This window comes from Flammeovirga yaeyamensis (assembly GCF_018736045.1).
Classification (GTDB): domain Bacteria; phylum Bacteroidota; class Bacteroidia; order Cytophagales; family Flammeovirgaceae; genus Flammeovirga; species Flammeovirga yaeyamensis.
Window position 1 is genome coordinate 503,849 of record NZ_CP076132.1, and the last position, 19,234, is coordinate 523,082.

Genomic DNA, 19,234 nt, shown 5'->3' on the forward strand with positions numbered 1-19,234 from the left:
GGTGTAGCATTCGTTTAACAAATATAATCGACAAATTGTGCTTTTCTATAAATAAAGCAACAATCTTAGTCGAACATGTAAATGCTTGATTTTTTTAACAAGCCTTGTGAGAAATAAACAGAGAAATACATATAGATTTAAAATAAATAAACTCAGTTTTCTTTTTATGATCAATGCATTATTAATGTGTTGGTCGGTAGATACTTATGCCCAAAATGATTTACTATTGACTGGGCTAGATCAATATGAAGAAGATACTGTAGGTTATGTTAGAATTAATAAAATATCATTTATTGGTAATAAAAAAACACACCCAAAAATTATTACCAGAGAACTTGATATACGCGATGGGTCATTAGTGCCTAAAAAAGGGATAAAAGACTATATCACCACAGAAAGAAATAAAGTTTTCAACACTCAATTATTCGAATCTGTAGATGTTTTGGTCACACAACAAGGAAAAGATACCTTAAATGTGGACTTTATCATGGTAGAACGTTGGTATACTTGGCCTGTTCCTCTTATTGAGTTAGCAGATAGAAGTTTTAACGAATGGTGGAATAATAGAGATGCTGACCTGGGAAGAATTCAATATGGCCTCGATTTCAAGCAGAAAAACATGAGAGGACGTAATGAAACACTTCATCTATTAATCAAATTAGGGTTCTCAAGACAATTTACATTAGGATATTCCTTTCCTTATATTGATAAAAAACAAAAGACGAGTTTATCCTTCAGAACGAGCTACAAAGAGGAAACTACTGTAGCCTATAAAACTGAAGAGAATAAATTCGTGGAATACGAAAACGATACTGAAGTACAAAGACGTTCTTGGAATGGACAGGTAAACTTTGGTAAACGATACGGTTTTTACGATCATCATAACCTTAATTTTGGTTTCACTTACGATAAAGTAAATGATACTATTGCCGTATTAAATCCAGATTTCTTCCTTGATGGCCGAACAGAGTTGAGGTATTTCACTATGAAATATACCTACACTCGAGATAAAAGGGATATTACTAGCTATCCTCTGAACGGATACTACTTACAATTCGGATTAGAAAAAGTGGGTCTAGGCATTTTTGATGATCTTAATACTTTGAATCTTCAATGGTCAACTTGGAAATTTTGGAATATTAAACAAGCCAATCGATTCTATTACTCTATTGGATTTGCAGGTAAATTAGGGTTCCCTGAATTAGTGCCTTATAATCAAATGCGTGCTTTAGGATATGGAAATATGTTAGTGAGAGGATACGATAATTATGTTATTGAAGGTCAGAATGCAGGTGTTTTAAAGAATGAACTTCGATTAAGAGCATTCTCTACTTCATTGAGTTTTCAGAATATCATCCGATCAAAACATATAAAAAGAGTACCTATAGATGTTTTAGTGAAAGGTTACATTGATACAGGTTATGCTCGTTTCAATGGAGTAGATCCCACAAATGCTCGATTTACAAATACACCACTATTAGGTTATGGATTTGGTATCGACTTTGTCACTTTTTACAGTTCAGTGCTTAAGTTTGAATATTCATTTAATCGTCACGGAGACGGAGGAGGATTGTATTTCTATTATTCAGTAGACTTATAATCAATTAGCCCATATTGCACTCACAGTCCTCTAAACAAGACATGATGTTCAACACCGCCTTTTCTTTTAAAGAGTAGAAAATGTTCTTTCCTTCTCTTTGAGAAGATAAAATACCCTTCAATTTCATATTAGAAAGATGATGTGAAGTAAGTGATTGCTCACAGTTCAACTTTTCACAAATCTCACTTACAGACAATCGATTATTACAATCTAATAGTTCTAGTATTCTAAGTCTTACGGGATGGGCAATTGTTTTTAAAATAAAAGCTGCCTTTTCTGCCTTATCGTATTCCATATTTATTCTGATAATTAATAGAATACAAATATACGATTCATGAATAAATGATCATATGATAAAATCGTTTATTATGAATGTTTTTCAATTTCTTTCACTTTTAATGTGGTTTTCTGATTCAAAACATGATGTCCAATTCCACATTCCATGCATTTTTTATCTGCACAATAGTTATTATATAATTCTATAAACGCTTGAGAATCTAACGCTGACCGTATGTTTAGCCCAAGTTGTTTAAAAACTTTGGTGATCTTATTGTGTTCAGCGGTGATAGATTCTAATAAATCAATTGCTTTTTCTTTGTATTGATCGTTCCCTTTGTCGATTCCATAAGCAAATTGTAGAGGTACTATTACATTAATCAGTATAGAGTCTAAAGTCTTTTTTCCTATATGTTTCTCGTGTTTTGACTTTGATTCTACCCCAAACCGATAATGCGAATTCCAATAGGAGGAAGTTGGGATATCCATTAATCTATAAAATGAAACTTTATTTTGAACATGTAAAAAAGCAGAACATAAATGAGGTATTTCTGTCATGATTCTGCTTAATTGAGCAATTCTGATACTAGGGAAGTTAGCAGGCCGAAGTCTTAAAAAATTCCATTGATGTTGTTTCATCTCTTTATCTCCCAAATTGTATTTATGCTGAAGAAATCGAAACTCTTTGTACAATTTCTGCTCGTAAAGATCATTTGATGTGGATTGAAGAAAACCTGCTGCCCCAAAAAGAAGTGCTTCGTTGGTAATTGGTAAGTGAGCGTTTAATCGTAATAATTTGGCAGGGATAATATCAGATAATTGCTTTAGGGGTGTGTTGTTGACTTTCATTCCTAAATATTGAGCAAAGAAACTATAAGTGGTTTCTTCCCAATCTCTTTCTTTTTCATCAAGTAATGATAAAATAAACTGAGCTTTCCTTTCTATTCTATCCACTAACACTCTGTCCAACATCTGCATTCGCTTTATTCTAGGGACATCATCAATATTTTCTTTACATGAGATAGAATGATTAGTATGTAAAAGGTGTTCGTAATTGATTAAAATATTGGTCTTCAAAATTCCATTCAGAACTAAAGAAGGGATAGTAGTTTTATCTTGATGAAATACATCAACATCATTTTCATAGACTACATGAAGAATAACATTGTCATATTTCAAGTCATTTTCATGATGATGTTGATACCATTCAGAAGCCTTATGATGAATTTCGACATGACCATGCCATTCTATAGCGTTGATGACAATGACTGCATCCAAAAAATCGGGACCAGCATTATGGTTATGGTAACCGGGAAATTTAATGGTAATAGATTCACCTTGAGTGGTGTATATGTCAGATTGTTGGAAATATTTGTATTGCCATACAAAATGTAAAAAGTCTTCGCGCATGAGAATAGTTATTAGAATCGTACTTTCCGAAGATAGTTATCATTTTGAAGACCACAAAAAAGCCAAGAGAAAATTTCCCTTGGCCTTTTAAAACTGTTATGCTTATTTTTCTACTATATTATTTTTCGACTATTTATATTGTCTTGCATACACAAGAACTTTTCTTTGTAGTCTATCTATATCTTTTTGATCTACTGAGTGTAAACCTAATTCTAATGCCTTAAAGTAAGCGTCTCTAGCTTTTTCAGGTTGACCAACTCTAACGTAATAATCACCTAAAACTTCAACTGATTTACTATTTTCATTGATACTTAATGCATGATCAATCCAACCTTTAGCCATTTCTAAATCGGCGTTCCAGTTAATAGCCAACTCAGCAGCATTTGTATATGTTTCGTAATCTGATTTGTCTGCTCCTTTAATCATTTTTACCAACTTTGCTGAATTTTCCTCTGTAGGTAATTCCAAATCGTTTGTATTGGCAAAAGAAGCTAAACTTAATGATAATAAGAATGATAGAGTGATGATAAACTGTTTCATAATTGTATTTAGTATTTAAGTATTTTAAAAATTAATTTGACACACTATCTATTATTCCAAGTTGATGCCAAAAAAATATAACTAAAACTAAATCAGTTAGTTATGTGATAGAAATATTTTTTCAGCTCAAAAACACCGTTCGATTTCGAACGCTATTTCAACGGGTTGAACACATTGTTACTCATATCCGAACACTTTGTGTTTACATTCATTAATTGGGTTGCGTTTTGAAGTAAAAACTTCAGAATTAGTTTAATTATCATTAGATAATGTGATAATTCCTTTAAATATTTTAGAGTGGTTTCATCGAATAAGTTAATTTTGTTTCTCAAAACAGAAAAAGATGAAAAACAATATCACACCGCCTATTGCACGACGTGAACCAAAAGTGCTAGAGAAACACGGAGATAAACGTACTGACCCTTATTACTGGATGCGTGATAGAGAAAATCAAGAAGTAATTGATTACCTCAATGCAGAGAATAAGTATATAGACGATGTGATGTCTGAACATAAACAGTTCGAAGAAGATTTATTTCAGGAACTGAAAGGTCGTATCCAAGAAAAAGATGAAAGCGTTCCTTATAAAGCGAGAGATTACTTTTACTATGTGCGTTATATAGAAGGTGGAGAGTATCCTTTGTATTGCCGTAAGAAAGGCAACTTGGAAGCAGAGGAGGAAGTGATGTTGAACGCCAACGATCATGCAAAAGATCAAAGCTATTACAAGATCGGAGGAATGACTGTCGGTGAGGATCAAAATCTTTTGGCTTATTCTGAAGATGTAGTAGGTAGAAGAATCTATACTGTTCGATTTAAAAACATCGATACCAACGAAATTTTAGAAGATGTTTTAGAAGAAACCACAGGTGATGCCGTATGGGCTGCTGATGGAAAAACACTTTTCTATACCACTCAAGATAAAGAAACGCTTCGTCCAGATAAAGTTTGGAGACACACACTAGGTACTCCGCAATCTGATGATGTAGTTGTGTATGAAGAAAACGACGATACTTTCTGGATTGGTGTGAGGAGAACAAAGTCAAGAGAATATTTAGCGATTGAATCGGGTTCTACTTTAACCACAGAGACAAGAATTCTGAAAGCAGATAATCCTACAGGTGAATTCAAAGCGTTTCTTCCAAGAGAGAGAAAACACGAATACAGTATCTCTCATTTCAATGGTGCATTTTATGTAGTGACCAACTGGGAAGCAAAGAACTTCCGTTTAATGAAAGTTGCCGAAAATGTAGATACCACAAATAAAGAAAACTGGGAAGAGGTCATCGCTCATCGTGACGATACAATGATCGAAGGCTTGGACATCTTCAAAAACTTTTATGTTGTAGAGGAGAGAAGAGATGGCCTAGTACATATCAGAATTATTAAATGGGAAGATGGATCTGAGCATTATTTAGATTTTGGCGAAGAGACGTATTCTGCGTGGACAAGTGCTAACCCAGATTTTAATACTGATATCCTTCGTTACGGCTACAATTCTCTAACTACACCTTACTCTGAGTACGATTACAATATGATCGATCGCTCAAAAGTGCTTTTAAAGCAACAGAAAGTAGTTGGTAAATTCGATCCGAACGATTACGAAGCAAAACGTTTATATGCTACAGCCAAAGATGGTGTAAAAGTGCCGATCTCAGTAGTCTACAAAAAAGGATTTAAATTAAATGGTGAACATCCTTTATATATGACTGGCTATGGATCTTATGGTATTTCATATGATGTAGCCTTTTCACCATCAAGAATTAGTTTGATGGAAAGAGGGTATGCCTATGCTATTGCTCATATTCGAGGAGGTGAAGACTTAGGTCGTGCTTGGTACGAAGACGGCAAGCTTCTCAAAAAGAAAAACACATTTGATGATTTTATCGCTTGTTCTGAATATTTGATAGATCAGAAATATACATCAGCCGATAAATTTGTAGTCAATGGCGGATCAGCCGGAGGATTATTAATGGGGGCTGTAGTTAACGCTCGACCAGATTTATACAAATTAGTCATTGCAGACGTACCATTCGTTGATGTAGTGACCACAATGTTGGATGAATCTATTCCATTAACCACTGGAGAATATGATGAGTGGGGTAATCCAAACGATAAGGAGTATTATGATTACATGTTATCGTACTCACCATATGATCAAGTAGAGAAGAAAAGTTATCCACACTTATTGATTACTTCAGGTTTGCACGATTCTCAGGTTCAATATTGGGAACCTACAAAATGGGCGGCCAAACTAAGAATCGAAAACACTAGTGATAACTACATCTTCCTTAAAACAAATATGGATGCAGGTCACAGTGGAGCATCAGGTCGTTTTCAACGTTTCAAAGAAGTAGCATTTGAATATGCGACTATTTTTGCGATTGTGACGCCGGATCAGATGAAGCCTTTGTAAAATAGTTAGTTTAGATAGCTCATTGGGTACTTCCAGGTTGATTCATGACTAGCGCAAGTTTCCTAACTTGTGCCCGCGTAATGAGGAGCGAACTATCTGCAAAAAATATATCAAAAAGCCACATTATTACTATATGATGTGGCTTTTTTGTGTCTACATCACACATCATACATCTAACATCACATATTTATAACGCCTGGTTCGTGAAACGAGGGGTTGCACCACCTCGTTGGGGAAGATGGGTAAATGGAGAGATTTGAAAAAGAAGAGGAGATGAATAAGACGGTAATTATTAGATGGTTAAATTGAGGGGTTTCACCACCTCAATAATTGATAAAGTAGTCCACCCTTTAGTTTCTTAGTTCCTTAGTTATTACCGAGGTCGGGAGACCTCTAACGTTTTTAGGCACAAATGTCGCTAGCGCTTAACATTTGAGCCAGTATTACTTCTTCCCTCTTACTTCTTACTTAAAACGAGCGTTAAATTTGCTACCTGCTACCTGCTACCTGCTACCTCAATCTTCTTCCATTATCAAAAAAACAGATGTATAATCAAACCTTATATTGATATAAAAATTTATAATTTCCATCTATCAATTACTTTCCTCACCTTTGTAATGTTATCAATCAAAAACAAATACAAAAATGGAAACAATAAACATCAACGCAATCGGATTAGAAGTGACAACTGCAAGATCATTAGCAGGTTCATTAAATACATTATTAGCTAATTTTCAGTTGTACTATCAAAATTTAAGAGGTTTACACTGGAATATTCAAGGTAAAAATTTCTTTGAGTTACACGCTAAATTCGAAGAATTATATACAGGGGCAAATGATAGAGTCGACGAGATTGCCGAAAGAATTTTGACATTAGGAGAACAACCATTGCATACATTTTCTGATTACATCGAAGCATCGGAAATTAAGCAAGGAAAAAATATTGTAGACGATCAATCATCAGTAGAATTAGTGAGAAACAATCTAGCGATATTACTTAAGATTGAAAGACAGATTTTATCACAAGCAGGAGACGCAGAAGACGAAGGTACAGCTGCACTAATTTCGGAACTTATTAGTGAGCAAGAGAAAACCGTTTGGATGCTGAATGCTTGGTTAAACTAAAGTATAATTTGCTAGAATTTTCATCTCAAACTTTGGACACAGACTTAATTAACCCAAACTTATCAATCAAAGCCTCAACATTTAATTGTTGAGGTTTTTGTTTTTACAAAAAAAGGAGGCTTTGATATCAAAACCTCCTCTAAATATTTTTATGGTCAACCTTAGTCGTCCGCCTCATTTTCCAAATCAATATTATCTTGATATGGATTATAGTCGTTTAATGGTTGATCGTAATCTTCTTCTTCAAAATCTTCTTCCTCTTCTTCAACACCTTCATTGATAGCTTCCCAAAGCAGATCTTTTAATTCAGGAATACCTTTTTGAATTACTGATGAGATAAATACATAAGGAACTCCATCAGGTAATGTCTCTTTGATAAGATCTTCTAGCTCATCGTCCAGCATATCGCTTTTAGTAATTGCAAGAAGACGGTTTTTGTCCAATAACTCAGGGTTATACTTTGTCAATTCGTTGACTAAAATTTCGTAATCCTTAGCCACATCTTCACTGTCGGCAGGGACCATAAATAATAGTACCGAGTTTCTCTCGATATGACGTAAGAAACGAATACCTAAACCTTTTCCTTCTGCAGCTCCTTCGATAATACCAGGAATATCGGCCATGATAAACGATTTGTTATCGTGGTAAGGAATTACACCAAGGTTAGGAACCATGGTGGTGAATGGATAATCTGCAATTTCTGGTTTTGCAGCAGAAAGAACAGAAAGTAAAGTAGATTTACCTGCGTTAGGGAATCCTACCAAACCAACATCAGCAAGTACTTTAAGCTCAAGAATTACCCAAGCTTCCTCGCATTCCTCTCCAGGTTGAGCGTATCTAGGAGTTTGGTTGGTTGCCGTTTTGAAATTACGGTTACCCAAACCACCTTTACCACCTTTCATCAAGATTACTTCTTGACCAGGTTCTGTCAGCTCACAGATTTTTTCACCTGTTTCTGCATCTTTGGCAATTGTACCTAGAGGAACAGGAAGGATAATATCTTCACCATCAGCACCACTTTTACCTGTACCACTACCACTAACACCATTAAAACCGTGAATATGTTTACGGTATTTTAGGTGAAGTAATGTCCAGTGCTGCTTATCTGCTTTTAAGATGATATGACCACCACGACCACCATCTCCTCCATCAGGTCCACCTTTTGGAACGTGCTTTTCTCTACGGAAAGAAACCGCACCTGCTCCTCCTGCACCAGAGCGGACAAAGACTTTAACGTAATCTATAAAATTTGATGATGCCATATCTGTATCTTAATTACTTGATAAATAAGTGGTTGATAGTTATAAACTTGATGCTTAAATATCAGCCGAACCGCAAAGTTAGACAATGTATTTTTTTAAACTATACATTATTAACATCTTTTTAATACCCGGAGATTTTGAGCATAAAAAAAGCACGAGGACCAGCCTCATGCTTTTTGTCTCTATAATGTATAATTATAGACTATAAAGATTCAATTGCAGTACAAGCATTTTCGAAGATTTCTTCGATAGTACCTACACCGTTAATTGATTTGAATTTACCTTGACCTTCGTAGAAGTTCGCTACAGGAGCAGTTTTGTTATTGTACTCCTGTACACGGTTACGGATCAAATCTTCGTTTTGATCATCTGTACGACCAGAAGTCTCACCACGTTTTAAGATACGTTTTGTCAACTCTTCTTCATCCACCTCTAAAGCAACCATACCAGAAATAGCGATGTCATTGCTTGCCATTAATTGGTCTAAAGCTTCTGCTTGAGCTACAGTACGAGGGAAACCATCAAAGATAAAACCGTTACCAGTTTTAAATTCTTTGATCTTAGAGTCGATCATACCAATAACTACTTCATCAGGAACTAATTGACCTTGGTCCATCAATTCTTTTGCTTTTAGCCCAAGTGGAGTACCCGCTGCGATTTCACCACGAAGTAAATCACCAGTAGAAAGGTGAGTCAATTCGTACTTCGCTTTGATTTTATCACTTTGCGTACCTTTACCAGCACCCGGAGGGCCAAATAATACAAGATTGATCATTTTGTAAGTTTATTTTAGTATAAAATATTTCTTCATCTTAATTAAGAGAAATACCCTTAAACGGCAAAACTAAAAAAAATACCGAATTAATTGTAAGATAATGTTCTCTTAATTTAAAATTGATGTACTTGAAAAAGGTTTATTTAGAAAAATGGCAATGAATTGGATATAAATCGGTTGCAATACGAATTATATATTTATTTTAAGGTTTGATCTTAAAATGCTTAGGGCTTTACTCATTCTTTTTTCTATGGCCTTAATGCTTACATCTAATCTATCGCTTATTTCCGCATAGGTCAAACCTTCCATACGATTCATTAAAAAAACTTCTTTACTTTTATCTGGCAACTGATTAATGGTTTCTTCCAATGAATGTTGAAACTCATTCAATTCCATCTTAAATTCTGGATTGGTTTCTGTTTCTCCGTCTTTCTTATTTTGTTTTTGCTCGAATTGTAACACCACTTTATTATGCTTGATGTAATTCATCGCAAGATTATTCGCAATCGTATATAAGTAAGTTTTAGCTGTTTCTTTGATCACCTTTTCACGCGCTTCCCAAAATTTGATATACGCTTCCTGTGCGATATCTTCTGCCGCGTCGATATCGCCTAATTTGTAATAAATGAAACTTCGGATACTTTCGAAATACTGATCGAAAAGCAACTTTAAATCTTTTTCATTTATTTGGGCTTGATTGTTTTCTTGATAATTTATTGACGTCACTTTTAATTGTCATATGAATAGAGAAGTTCTTGAATTTTTTATTTTAAACCAATAAAATTTTTCAAGAGACTTACGCTAGAGGGTAAAAATACAAAAGTTATTGAATAATGTTTACAAATTATTCCCTTTAGATTGCTGTTCGAATAAGGTATTATAATGACCTTTTTTCTCAAGAAGTTCATTATGAGTACCTTCTTCAATAATTTTACCTTCATGAAGCACAATTATTTTATCAGCCAATTTTGCAGAAGAAACTCTGTGAGAGATGATTACAGAAGTTTTATTCTTCATTACCCTCTGTAAATTATTTAAAATTAGGTTTTCAGTTTTCGTATCTACCGCAGAAAGACTATCGTCTAATACTAAAATTTTAGGATTCCCTAAGATAGCTCTAGCAATCGTCGTTCTTTGTTTTTGACCACCAGATAACGTAATACCACGTTCGCCCACTAAAGTATCCAATCCTTTGTCCATCTGAACGATATTTTCATAAAGTCCAGCGTCTTTTGTAGCTTGAATGATATCTTCTTCTGTCGCATCTGTCTTAGCAAAAGAAATATTATTTCTTAAGCTATTAGAAAATAGGAAGACATCTTGTGGAGCCATATTAATCTGTGATCTGATATCTTGAAGGTTATATCCTTTAAGATCTTCTCCATCAATATAAATAGTACCTGATGAAGGATCGTAAAGACGAGAAATAAGGTTGGCTACAGTACTCTTACCAGATCCTGTAGTACCTAAAATCGCTAATGTTTTACCAGATTCAATCTCAAAAGATAATTCATCTAATGCTTTAATTCCAGAGTCAGGATAGACCAAAGAAACTTTATCGAATTTTAGATTACCTTTAATATCTTTCTTTTCTGAAGAGGTAGAAACTATATCTGGAGTTTCGTTTAAAAACTCATTAATTCTTTTCTGAGAGGCAGCTGCTCGTTGTACAATACTTGTTACCCATCCTAAAGAGGTGACAGGCCATGTAAGCAACGTTACATACATAATAAATTCGGCAATTACACCCGCAGTGATCGTACCTTTTTCTACTTCTATACCACCAACATATACCGTAAGGATAGTCGATAGACCGATGAGGAACAACATCAAAGGGTAGAACATCGAGTTCACTTTGGCTAACTCTAGTTGTCTGTTCTGGTATTCTGTAGCGTTTTCATCAAATTGTGAGAGCGATTCGTTTTCTCTTACAAAAGCTTTAATCACTCGAATTCCAGAAAAAGCTTCTTGTACAAAAGTCGACATCGAAGACAGCTGTTGCTGTATCAATTCAGACTTCTTATTGATGATATTATTGACGAAGTAAATACTGATCGATAAAAGAGGAAGAGGAAATAAAGCCCAGAAAGTAAGATGAACATTGATACTTAACATGATACCAATGGTCAGAATAAAGGAAATGATCATGTTGATTGAATACATGATAGCAGGTCCTAAATACATTCTCACTTTACTTACATCTTCAGAGATTCTTGCCATCAAATCGCCAGTATTGTTCTTTCTGTAGAAGCTCAAAGAGAGTTTTTGATAATGCTCGAAGATATCATTTTTCAAATCGTATTCTATCAAACGCGACATCACAATGATAGTCTGACGAACAAGAAATAAGAATACGCCTCTCATAAGGGCCATCAATACAATGATCCCTCCGTAAAGAAGTACCGTTTGAAAGAAATCATCTACAAAAACAGTATGTTCTGCTGATCCTTTCAATAGCTCTTGTGTCTTGAAAGTATCAATAACTAGATCAAGAGCGTAACGTACAACTTGTGCGGGTGCAATGGCAAAAATGTTTGATATGATCATGAAGATGATCCCAAGGGTCAGCCTAAAACCATATCGAATAATGTATTTATTTAAGAAAGCGAGTTCTTTCATGCTTCTTTAAGAAATCTTTTTTGAAAGATAATAGGGATAATTGTTGTCACAAAATATCGAAACACAAATGTAACCAAATAGTTTAAACATGAATGTAAAGAGAGGTTTGGATAAGGAAATTTTAAACTTAAAATCATGAAAATTTTATATCTGAAGGGTAAATTCTAAATAAGATTTAATATTTTATCTAAAAATGTTATGCTTGCATACCTTTTATTTCTATATTTGACAAACACACACACCAAACAATACATCACAAAAGTAAAAATGAAAGCATGGAGGGATTGCGCAGATCTGAAAAAAAGAAGCAGTCGGTCGACTTAAGTATCAAAGCCACTTGGTTAGGAATTTCGAAGATGTATAACCTATTAGGTGCACCTTATGATATTTCCCATTCTATAGGATTCGTATTGTTGAATATTGATCCGGTAGATGGAACGCCCGCGACTAAAATTGCTCCTTTGATGGGTATGGAAGCAAGGAGTTTGACCAGAATGCTTAAAAATTTCGAAGAAAAAGGTTTAATAGTTAGAATACCTGATAAACACGACAAACGTAAGGTGATTATCAAGTTGACTGATTACGGACAAGCCAAACGCGAAATGTCGAAACAGACGGTAAAGGTTTTTCAGAGAAGAGTAGAAGAGAAAGTTTCCTTAGACGAATTAGGCGTTTTTTTTCATGTGATGGATCAAATTAATGATGTCATTAAAGACCCTAAAAATCATATGTTTGATGAGATTAGAGACCGTTTAAAAGAATACGGTATCACAGAAGACAATCTCAACAAATAATATGATACTATCTATCTCGATTCAATTTTGAATACACATAAATAAACAACACAAATCGGTAAACCGATGAAGAAAAGAACTATCAGGAAAGTAGCAGTACTTGGCTCCGGAGTTATGGGGTCGCGTATCGCATGTCACTTTGCGAATGTAGGTGTCGAAGTTCTATTATTAGACATTGTACCTAGAGAATTATCAGAGGCTGAAGCAGCCAAAGGGCTTACTATGGAAAGCAAAGCTTTTCGTAATAAAATAGTAAACGATGCTCTTAAAACAGCTTTAAAATCAAAACCGGCTCCTGTATACAAAAAAGGAGTAGAAAGACTTATTACCACAGGTAACTTTACAGACGATATGTCTAAAATCGCATCGTGTGATTGGACCATTGAAGTAGTTGTGGAAAACTTGGATATCAAAAAGAAAGTATTCGAGGAAGTAGAAAAATACAGAAAGCCAGGTACACTGATCACATCAAATACTTCGGGTATCCCGATGAAATTTATGTGTGAAGGCAGAAGTGAAGATTTTGTGAAAAACTTCTGTGGCACTCACTTCTTTAACCCTCCGCGTTACCTAAGATTATTGGAAATCATTCCAGGCCCATCAACAGATCAAGACGTGGTCGATTTCTTGATGAACTATGGTGATGTTCAATTAGGTAAAGAAACTGTTTTATGTAAAGATACACCTGCATTTATTGCCAACCGTATTGGCGTTTACGCAATTATGTCGGGTATGCATACCATCCAAGAAATGGGATTATCTGTTGGCGAGGTAGACAAACTTACAGGTCCTATTATTGGTAGAGCAAAATCAGCAACATTCCGTACAAGTGATGTCGTTGGTTTGGATACTATGGTTAAAGTATCGAATAATTTGCATGCAGGTTTGCCAGAAGATGAATCAAAAGAACGTTTCGTATTACCTAAAATCGTTAGCGAATTGAACGATAGACAATGGTATGGCGATAAGACTAAGCAAGGTTATTACAAAAAGACAAAAGACGAGAAAGGTAAGAAAGTCATTCTTGAATTGAATCTTGAAACATTCGAATATCAACCAAAAACTAGAGCGAAGTTTAAAGCTTTAGAGGCAGTGAAAGATATCGATAACCTAAGAAAACGTCTTCCAATTCTTCTAAACTTTGAAGACAAAGCGGGAGATTTCTACCGTAAAACATTCTTTGATGTATTCCGTTACTGCTCGAACCGTATTCCAGAAATTGCGGATGAGTTATTCAGAATTGATGAAGCAGTAGCTGCAGGTTTTGCTTGGGAATTAGGTCCATTTGAAACATGGGATATTCTTGGAGTTAAAGGCACTGTAGAAAAAATGGAAGCAGCTGGAGAGAAGCCTGCTGCATGGGTGTACGAAATGCTTGAAGCAGGTCATACCTCTTTCTATAAAAATGAAGGTCGTCAGAGATATTATTACGATATCCCTACGAAATCATATAAAGTGGTTCCAGGTACTGAGTCTCTAGTGATGTTAGAAACACTAAGAGAAGAAAATGTAGTTTGGAGCAACCCAGGAGCAACATTATTCGATATCGGCGATGGCGTATTGAACTTAGAGTTCCATACTAAAATGAATGCCCTAGGACAAGAAAACTTGGAAGGTATCAATACAGCAATTTCTATCGCTGAAGATCAAGGATGGAAAGGTGTTGTGATTGGTAACGAATCTGCGAATTTCTCAGCAGGTGCTAACCTTGCCATGTTATTTATGTTTGCTTGTGATCAGGAATACGATGAAATCAACTTGATGATTGCTCAATTCCAGAAAACAATGATGAGAGCACGTTATTCTTCTGTACCTGTTGTTGCGGCCACATCTGGCTTGGCATTAGGTGGTGGATGTGAACTTTCGATGCATTGTGATGCTGTACAAGCACACGCCGAAACGTATATGGGTCTAGTAGAAGTAGGTGTTGGTTTAATTCCAGCCGGTGGAGGTACCAAAGAAATGGCACTTCGTGTATCGGATCACTTAAAATCGGGTGACCCAGAATACAACCGTCTTCAAGATGCATTTATGAGCATTGCGACTGCTAAAGTAGCGACTTCAGCAGAAGAGATGAGAGACATGGGCTTCATGAACGAAGCATCGAGAATAACGCTTAACCGTAAACGTGTGATTGCAGATGCTAAAACAAGAGTATTGGAGTTATCCGCTCTTGGTTATGCAGAGAAAAATCAGCGTAAAGATATTAAAGTACAAGGTCGTGGTGGCATGGCTTTATTCGAAGCAGGTATTGCTGGAATGGAGTATGCAAATTGGGCTTCAGAGCATGATGCAAAGATTGCTAGAAAGCTAAATTATGTAATTAATGGTGGCGATTTATCATCACCTACTTATGTGTCTGAGCAGTATTTACTGGATTTAGAGCGTGAGGCATTCTTAAGTTTATCGGGTGAAAAGAAAACATTGGAGCGTATCCAGAGTATTATTTTCAAGGGTAAACCTTTAAGAAACTAATTAATTCATCATCAAAAATTAACCACAGATCATTAATTAAAAGACAATGGAAGCTTATATCGTAGCAGGTTATAGAACAGCGATCGGCAAGGCGAAAAAAGGGGGATTTCGATTCACACGTCCTGACGATTTAGCAGCAGATGTTATCCAACATCTAGTCCAAAGTGTTCCCGCTTTGGATCCAACTAGAATCGACGACCTAATTGTAGGTTGTGCGATTCCTGAAGCAGAACAAGGTATGCAAATGGCGAGAATGATTTCGTTATTGGCATTTGCTCCAGATAATTTAAAAGTGCCAGGTGTTACAGTAAACCGTTACTGTGGTTCTGGTGTGGAAACAATTTCCATGGCGACTGCTAAAATTAGAGCAGGTATGGCTGATTGTATTATCGCAGGTGGTACAGAATCGATGTCGATGGTACCAATGATGGGATACAAAACTGGATTAAACTATAAGATAGCTACAGAAACACCTCAATACTACTTGAACATGGGATTGACGGCTGAGGAAGTAGCAAAAGAATACGGAATTGATCGTGATGAAGCAGATGAGTTTGCAGTAAAATCACACGAAAAAGCTTTGGCAGCGATCAAGGAAGGTAAATTTAAAGACGAAATCGTTCCAATTACTGTGAAAGAAACGTATTTGGAAGGAGATCGCAAAAAGACAAGAGAGTTTGTAGTAGATACAGATGAAGGACCTCGTCCATCAGATGTTTCTGGTTTAGGTAGATTAAAGCCTGCATTCAAACAAGGTGGTCAAGTAACTGCTGGTAACTCTTCTCAAACATCAGATGGTGCTGCTTTTGTGATGGTGATGTCAGAGCGTATGGTGAAAGAGTTAAAGTTAGAGCCAATCGCTAGAATGGTATCTTATGCATCGGCAGGGGTAGATCCAAGAATCATGGGTATTGGTCCTGTTGAAGCTATTCCAAGAGCTTTAGCACAAGCAGGTCTTAAAGCATCTGATATCGAGCAAGTAGAATTGAACGAAGCCTTTGCTGCTCAATCTCTTGCCGTAATCAAAAACATTGATATCGATCCGAACATCATAAATGTGAATGGTGGAGCGATTGCTTTAGGTCACCCACTAGGTTGTACTGGAGCCAAGTTATCCGTTCAATTATTTAACGAGATGCGTCGTCGTAATCAGAAATACGGAATGGTAACTGCCTGTGTAGGTGGAGGCCAAGGTGTAGCGGGTATCTATGAGTTATTGAAATAATATAGCCATAATATATAATTTGAAAGTTATAAAAAGAGCATTCTTCGGAGTGCTCTTTTTTATTTTATAAATGATATATTTATAGGATGAAGTTATCAGAGAAAACACAATCGATTTACGATCAAATTAATTCAGATAAGACCAAACTAGGTGATATCAAGAAGTTAGCGAAGGAGATAAAGAAAGACCATGAAATGGCGTTGGAGTTATGGACAATTCCGGAATTCTTTCCTCGTCAATTAGCTATTTTGATATTGGATAAGGCAAAATTGGATCAAGAGGTCATTAATCAGTTAGATAAGGACATACAAGAACAACACCCTCAAAAGGAAAAAACACAAATGATTGATTGGTTGATGGCGAATCAGTTAACCAAAAATAAAAAGTTGATTGGGTTGATGGAATCTTGGGAAGATAGTCCATCTGCATTGCAGAGAAGATTGTTCTGGTATTATCAAGCAAGATTGAGATGGACAGGAAAAACACCACCATCCAACTCTAAAGAGTTAATTGATAAGCTAGAAGCTGATATACTAAACGAACCTCCTGAGGTGCAATGGGCCATGAACTTTACAGCAGCATGGATTGGTATCTACGAAAAAGAATATAGAGATCGTTGTATTTCTATTGGAGAAAATATCGGATTATATAAAGAGGAGAAGGCTCCTAAAGGGTGTACTCCGAATTATTTACCAGAGTTTATCAGAATTGAAACGTCCAAAAGAGGACTATAAGTGTCATAAGAATACGAGACACTATCTTAATGTTTCTATCTTTTTGATTTTATCGAAAAGTTAACCTCAATAAATCCTTTTATATTGAGAAATGACTTTTAACTTTGTTCCATGAACTTTAAAAACAATTTGAAGAGGTATGTATTATCCTTTTTACCTCTATTTATTTTTTTAGTAACACCTTCTTGTAGAGATTGTGACGCCTTTTCTAATCCATCATCATATGCATTAGGGGCTTTTTATGATAAAAATAATCCGACAACAGCAGTAAATATTACTTTTGAGTCGATTAATGGTATTGGGGGAGCAAATATTCCTCAGTTATCAAATCAAAAGATTTTATTGCCGTTGAAAGTAACTGAGCGTCAGACTGGGTTTTCGTTTATAACTTCAGGGTTGGCGGATACAACTTATATTGATTATTCGACATCAGTAAAAGTGAATGGTCCTGATTGTGGTGCTTTTGAGCAGTTTACTGGTTTAGGAGTATCAAGAGATCCTTCTCAACCCGGTCAATCGTCGTATAGTGGAGTACAAGGAGCATTGTTCGATTCTGTTGTAGTGGTAAATAATACGGTATCGGCCGATACTATCAATGAAAATATTCAATTTTTAATTGATATATGCGATGCTGATATTAAAACAGCTAGTAGAAATTTGATTGTTACTTTTTATGATATAAAAACGAATAATCCGAGAGAGTTACAGTTTACCTCTATACATGTTAAAGGTAGAGATTCAGATCCTATTTACACTGATGCAGATAAGTTTAGTACAATTAATTTACCTTTAGAATCTGATACTACCACTGTATTTGAGTTTAGAATTGGTGAAGATGATAGTGACCCGAACACGATTACTCAGGAATTAAAAGTAAGATTTAATAATTCTACCGTAATAAATGATGATGAAACCGGATGTATTTTTACAAATGGTACAGGTTCGGTAACTTTGGTAAGTAATAATGTAGAAGGAGATAACTTTGTCTTTCCTATAGATTCTATTTTCCAAAGAATGGAAGTTGATAGAAAGACAGTAAACACTAATCCTGATTTCCCGAATGTTAAGTTATTTAATTAAAAATACATATTCATTTATTTTCATCTTGACGATGTGTTTATTCAATATCGAAGGATTTGCACAAACGTTAGATGATGATATTGATGCCGCGGATCAGGCAGCTGATTCTGCTTTAGTAGAGCAAGATACGACGGTTATCGATTGGCCTTTAAATAAGAAAGGTCAACCGAAAGGATCTGGTTACTTTGTTTTATCAGGTATCCGATTAGGAACAGATTTAAGACCACTTGTCACTTCATTAACAGATGAAGGAATGACTGCCTATACTTTTTATGGAGATGTTATGATTCGTAACATGTGGTATATTACTGCAGAATACGGTTATATGGATAGAACAAGAAGTAGTGTAGAAACTAATGTTTTTAACTATCAATCTGTAGGAAATTTTTATCGTTTTGGAATTGAATATAACCTAATGCGTCGTGCTTCTGTAGATAGTGGTTTGTCTATTGGTTTGAAATATGCGAATTCTAGATTCGATCAATCAGCAGATTACTACAGTACAGGAAATGGCTATTGGGATGAAGGGGCAACCTTAAAAAGTTTAACAGAGAAAAATGTGAATGTGGATTGGTTTGAGTTTGTAGTCAGTTTACGTTTAGCTTTATGGAAAGGCCTAACTGCCGACTTCGGTTTTGCCTACAATATCAAAAAAGACTTTCCTGATACTGCAATTACTAAAAATGATATCCCTGGTTGGTATTTCAATAAAGATGATCGTTCTAGACTTAATTTTCAATATCGATTATTATATAGAATACCTTTATTCCCAATTTATACTCAAGAAAGACCTAGAAGAAGATAGATATTTACTATCTTAAATTATATCTAATTGTATTAGGTTTTACTTCTCTTCAAAAACTATTTTGTAAAACCTGATCATCAGAGTTCGTTGAACTCGGA

At 35.3% G+C, this 19,234-nt stretch carries 16 protein-coding genes; 9 read left to right on the plus strand and 7 right to left on the minus strand.

Going from position 1 to position 19,234, the window contains the following annotated elements; all coding sequences use genetic code 11:
* Positions 1–166: 166 nt before the first annotated feature.
* Positions 167–1,600, plus strand: a complete 1,434-nt coding sequence (locus KMW28_RS01960) for a BamA/TamA family outer membrane protein (RefSeq protein WP_066210561.1) — start codon at positions 167–169, stop codon at positions 1,598–1,600.
* Between the two features lie 4 nt (positions 1,601–1,604).
* Here the strand turns inward: KMW28_RS01960 and KMW28_RS01965 are convergent, their stop codons facing one another.
* The 3 genes from KMW28_RS01965 to KMW28_RS01975 all read right to left on the minus strand — a co-directional run bounded on the left by KMW28_RS01965 (position 1,605) and on the right by KMW28_RS01975 (position 3,826).
* Positions 1,605–1,895, minus strand: coding sequence for an ArsR/SmtB family transcription factor (locus tag KMW28_RS01965; RefSeq protein WP_066210559.1), 291 nt, complete (start codon positions 1,893–1,895; stop codon positions 1,605–1,607).
* Between the two features lie 71 nt (positions 1,896–1,966).
* The gene (locus tag KMW28_RS01970; protein WP_169667042.1) at positions 1,967–3,286 is read right to left on the minus strand and encodes a DUF2851 family protein; all 1,320 of its coding nucleotides are present in this window, start codon (positions 3,284–3,286) and stop codon (positions 1,967–1,969) included.
* A gap of 129 nt (positions 3,287–3,415) precedes the next feature.
* Positions 3,416–3,826, minus strand: a complete 411-nt coding sequence (locus tag KMW28_RS01975) for a hypothetical protein (RefSeq protein WP_169667040.1) — start codon at positions 3,824–3,826, stop codon at positions 3,416–3,418.
* 343 nt (positions 3,827–4,169) lie between these two features.
* On the opposite strand from KMW28_RS01975, the gene KMW28_RS01980 reads away from it, so the two are divergent.
* Positions 4,170–6,242, plus strand: coding sequence for a S9 family peptidase (locus KMW28_RS01980; RefSeq protein WP_169667038.1), 2,073 nt, complete (start codon positions 4,170–4,172; stop codon positions 6,240–6,242).
* Between the two features lie 645 nt (positions 6,243–6,887).
* The gene (locus KMW28_RS01985) at positions 6,888–7,367 is read left to right on the plus strand and encodes a Dps family protein (protein ID WP_205958239.1); all 480 of its coding nucleotides are present in this window, start codon (positions 6,888–6,890) and stop codon (positions 7,365–7,367) included.
* 161 nt (positions 7,368–7,528) lie between these two features.
* On the opposite strand, the gene obgE is transcribed toward KMW28_RS01985, so the two are convergent.
* The 4 genes from obgE to KMW28_RS02005 form a co-directional block, all read right to left on the minus strand.
* Positions 7,529–8,629, minus strand: coding sequence for a GTPase ObgE (obgE, locus tag KMW28_RS01990; RefSeq protein WP_169667036.1), 1,101 nt, complete (start codon positions 8,627–8,629; stop codon positions 7,529–7,531).
* 202 nt (positions 8,630–8,831) lie between these two features.
* On the minus strand, positions 8,832–9,404 hold the full coding sequence (locus KMW28_RS01995; RefSeq protein ID WP_066210548.1) for an adenylate kinase: 573 nt from the start codon (positions 9,402–9,404) through the stop codon (positions 8,832–8,834).
* Between the two features lie 189 nt (positions 9,405–9,593).
* Positions 9,594–10,130 (minus strand): RNA polymerase sigma factor, encoded by a 537-nt coding sequence (locus KMW28_RS02000; protein WP_244994482.1) that lies wholly within the window; start codon positions 10,128–10,130, stop codon positions 9,594–9,596.
* Between the two features lie 111 nt (positions 10,131–10,241).
* A complete protein-coding gene (locus KMW28_RS02005) occupies positions 10,242–12,023 on the minus strand; it encodes an ABC transporter ATP-binding protein (protein ID WP_066210545.1) in 1,782 nt (593 codons plus the stop codon).
* Positions 12,024–12,298: 275 nt separating this feature from the next.
* Between KMW28_RS02005 and KMW28_RS02010 the strand changes: the two genes are divergently transcribed.
* From KMW28_RS02010 to KMW28_RS02035, 6 genes are all read left to right on the plus strand, one after another.
* The gene (locus KMW28_RS02010) at positions 12,299–12,817 is read left to right on the plus strand and encodes a MarR family winged helix-turn-helix transcriptional regulator (RefSeq protein WP_169667034.1); all 519 of its coding nucleotides are present in this window, start codon (positions 12,299–12,301) and stop codon (positions 12,815–12,817) included.
* Positions 12,818–12,883: 66 nt separating this feature from the next.
* A complete protein-coding gene (locus KMW28_RS02015) occupies positions 12,884–15,292 on the plus strand; it encodes a 3-hydroxyacyl-CoA dehydrogenase/enoyl-CoA hydratase family protein (RefSeq protein WP_169667032.1) in 2,409 nt (802 codons plus the stop codon).
* 46 nt (positions 15,293–15,338) lie between these two features.
* Positions 15,339–16,517: an acetyl-CoA C-acyltransferase gene (locus KMW28_RS02020; protein WP_169667030.1), complete on the plus strand. Its 1,179-nt coding sequence runs from the start codon at positions 15,339–15,341 to the stop codon at positions 16,515–16,517.
* A gap of 86 nt (positions 16,518–16,603) precedes the next feature.
* Complete coding sequence (locus KMW28_RS02025) at positions 16,604–17,251, plus strand: DNA alkylation repair protein (protein ID WP_169667028.1); 648 nt, start codon at positions 16,604–16,606, stop codon at positions 17,249–17,251.
* 111 nt (positions 17,252–17,362) lie between these two features.
* Complete coding sequence (locus tag KMW28_RS02030) at positions 17,363–18,331, plus strand: DUF6452 family protein (RefSeq protein WP_066210534.1); 969 nt, start codon at positions 17,363–17,365, stop codon at positions 18,329–18,331.
* On the plus strand, positions 18,312–19,136 hold the full coding sequence (locus KMW28_RS02035) for a DUF6048 family protein (RefSeq protein WP_260159618.1): 825 nt from the start codon (positions 18,312–18,314) through the stop codon (positions 19,134–19,136). The genes KMW28_RS02030 and KMW28_RS02035 overlap by 20 nt, the downstream gene beginning before the upstream one ends.
* Positions 19,137–19,234 lie beyond the last annotated feature (98 nt).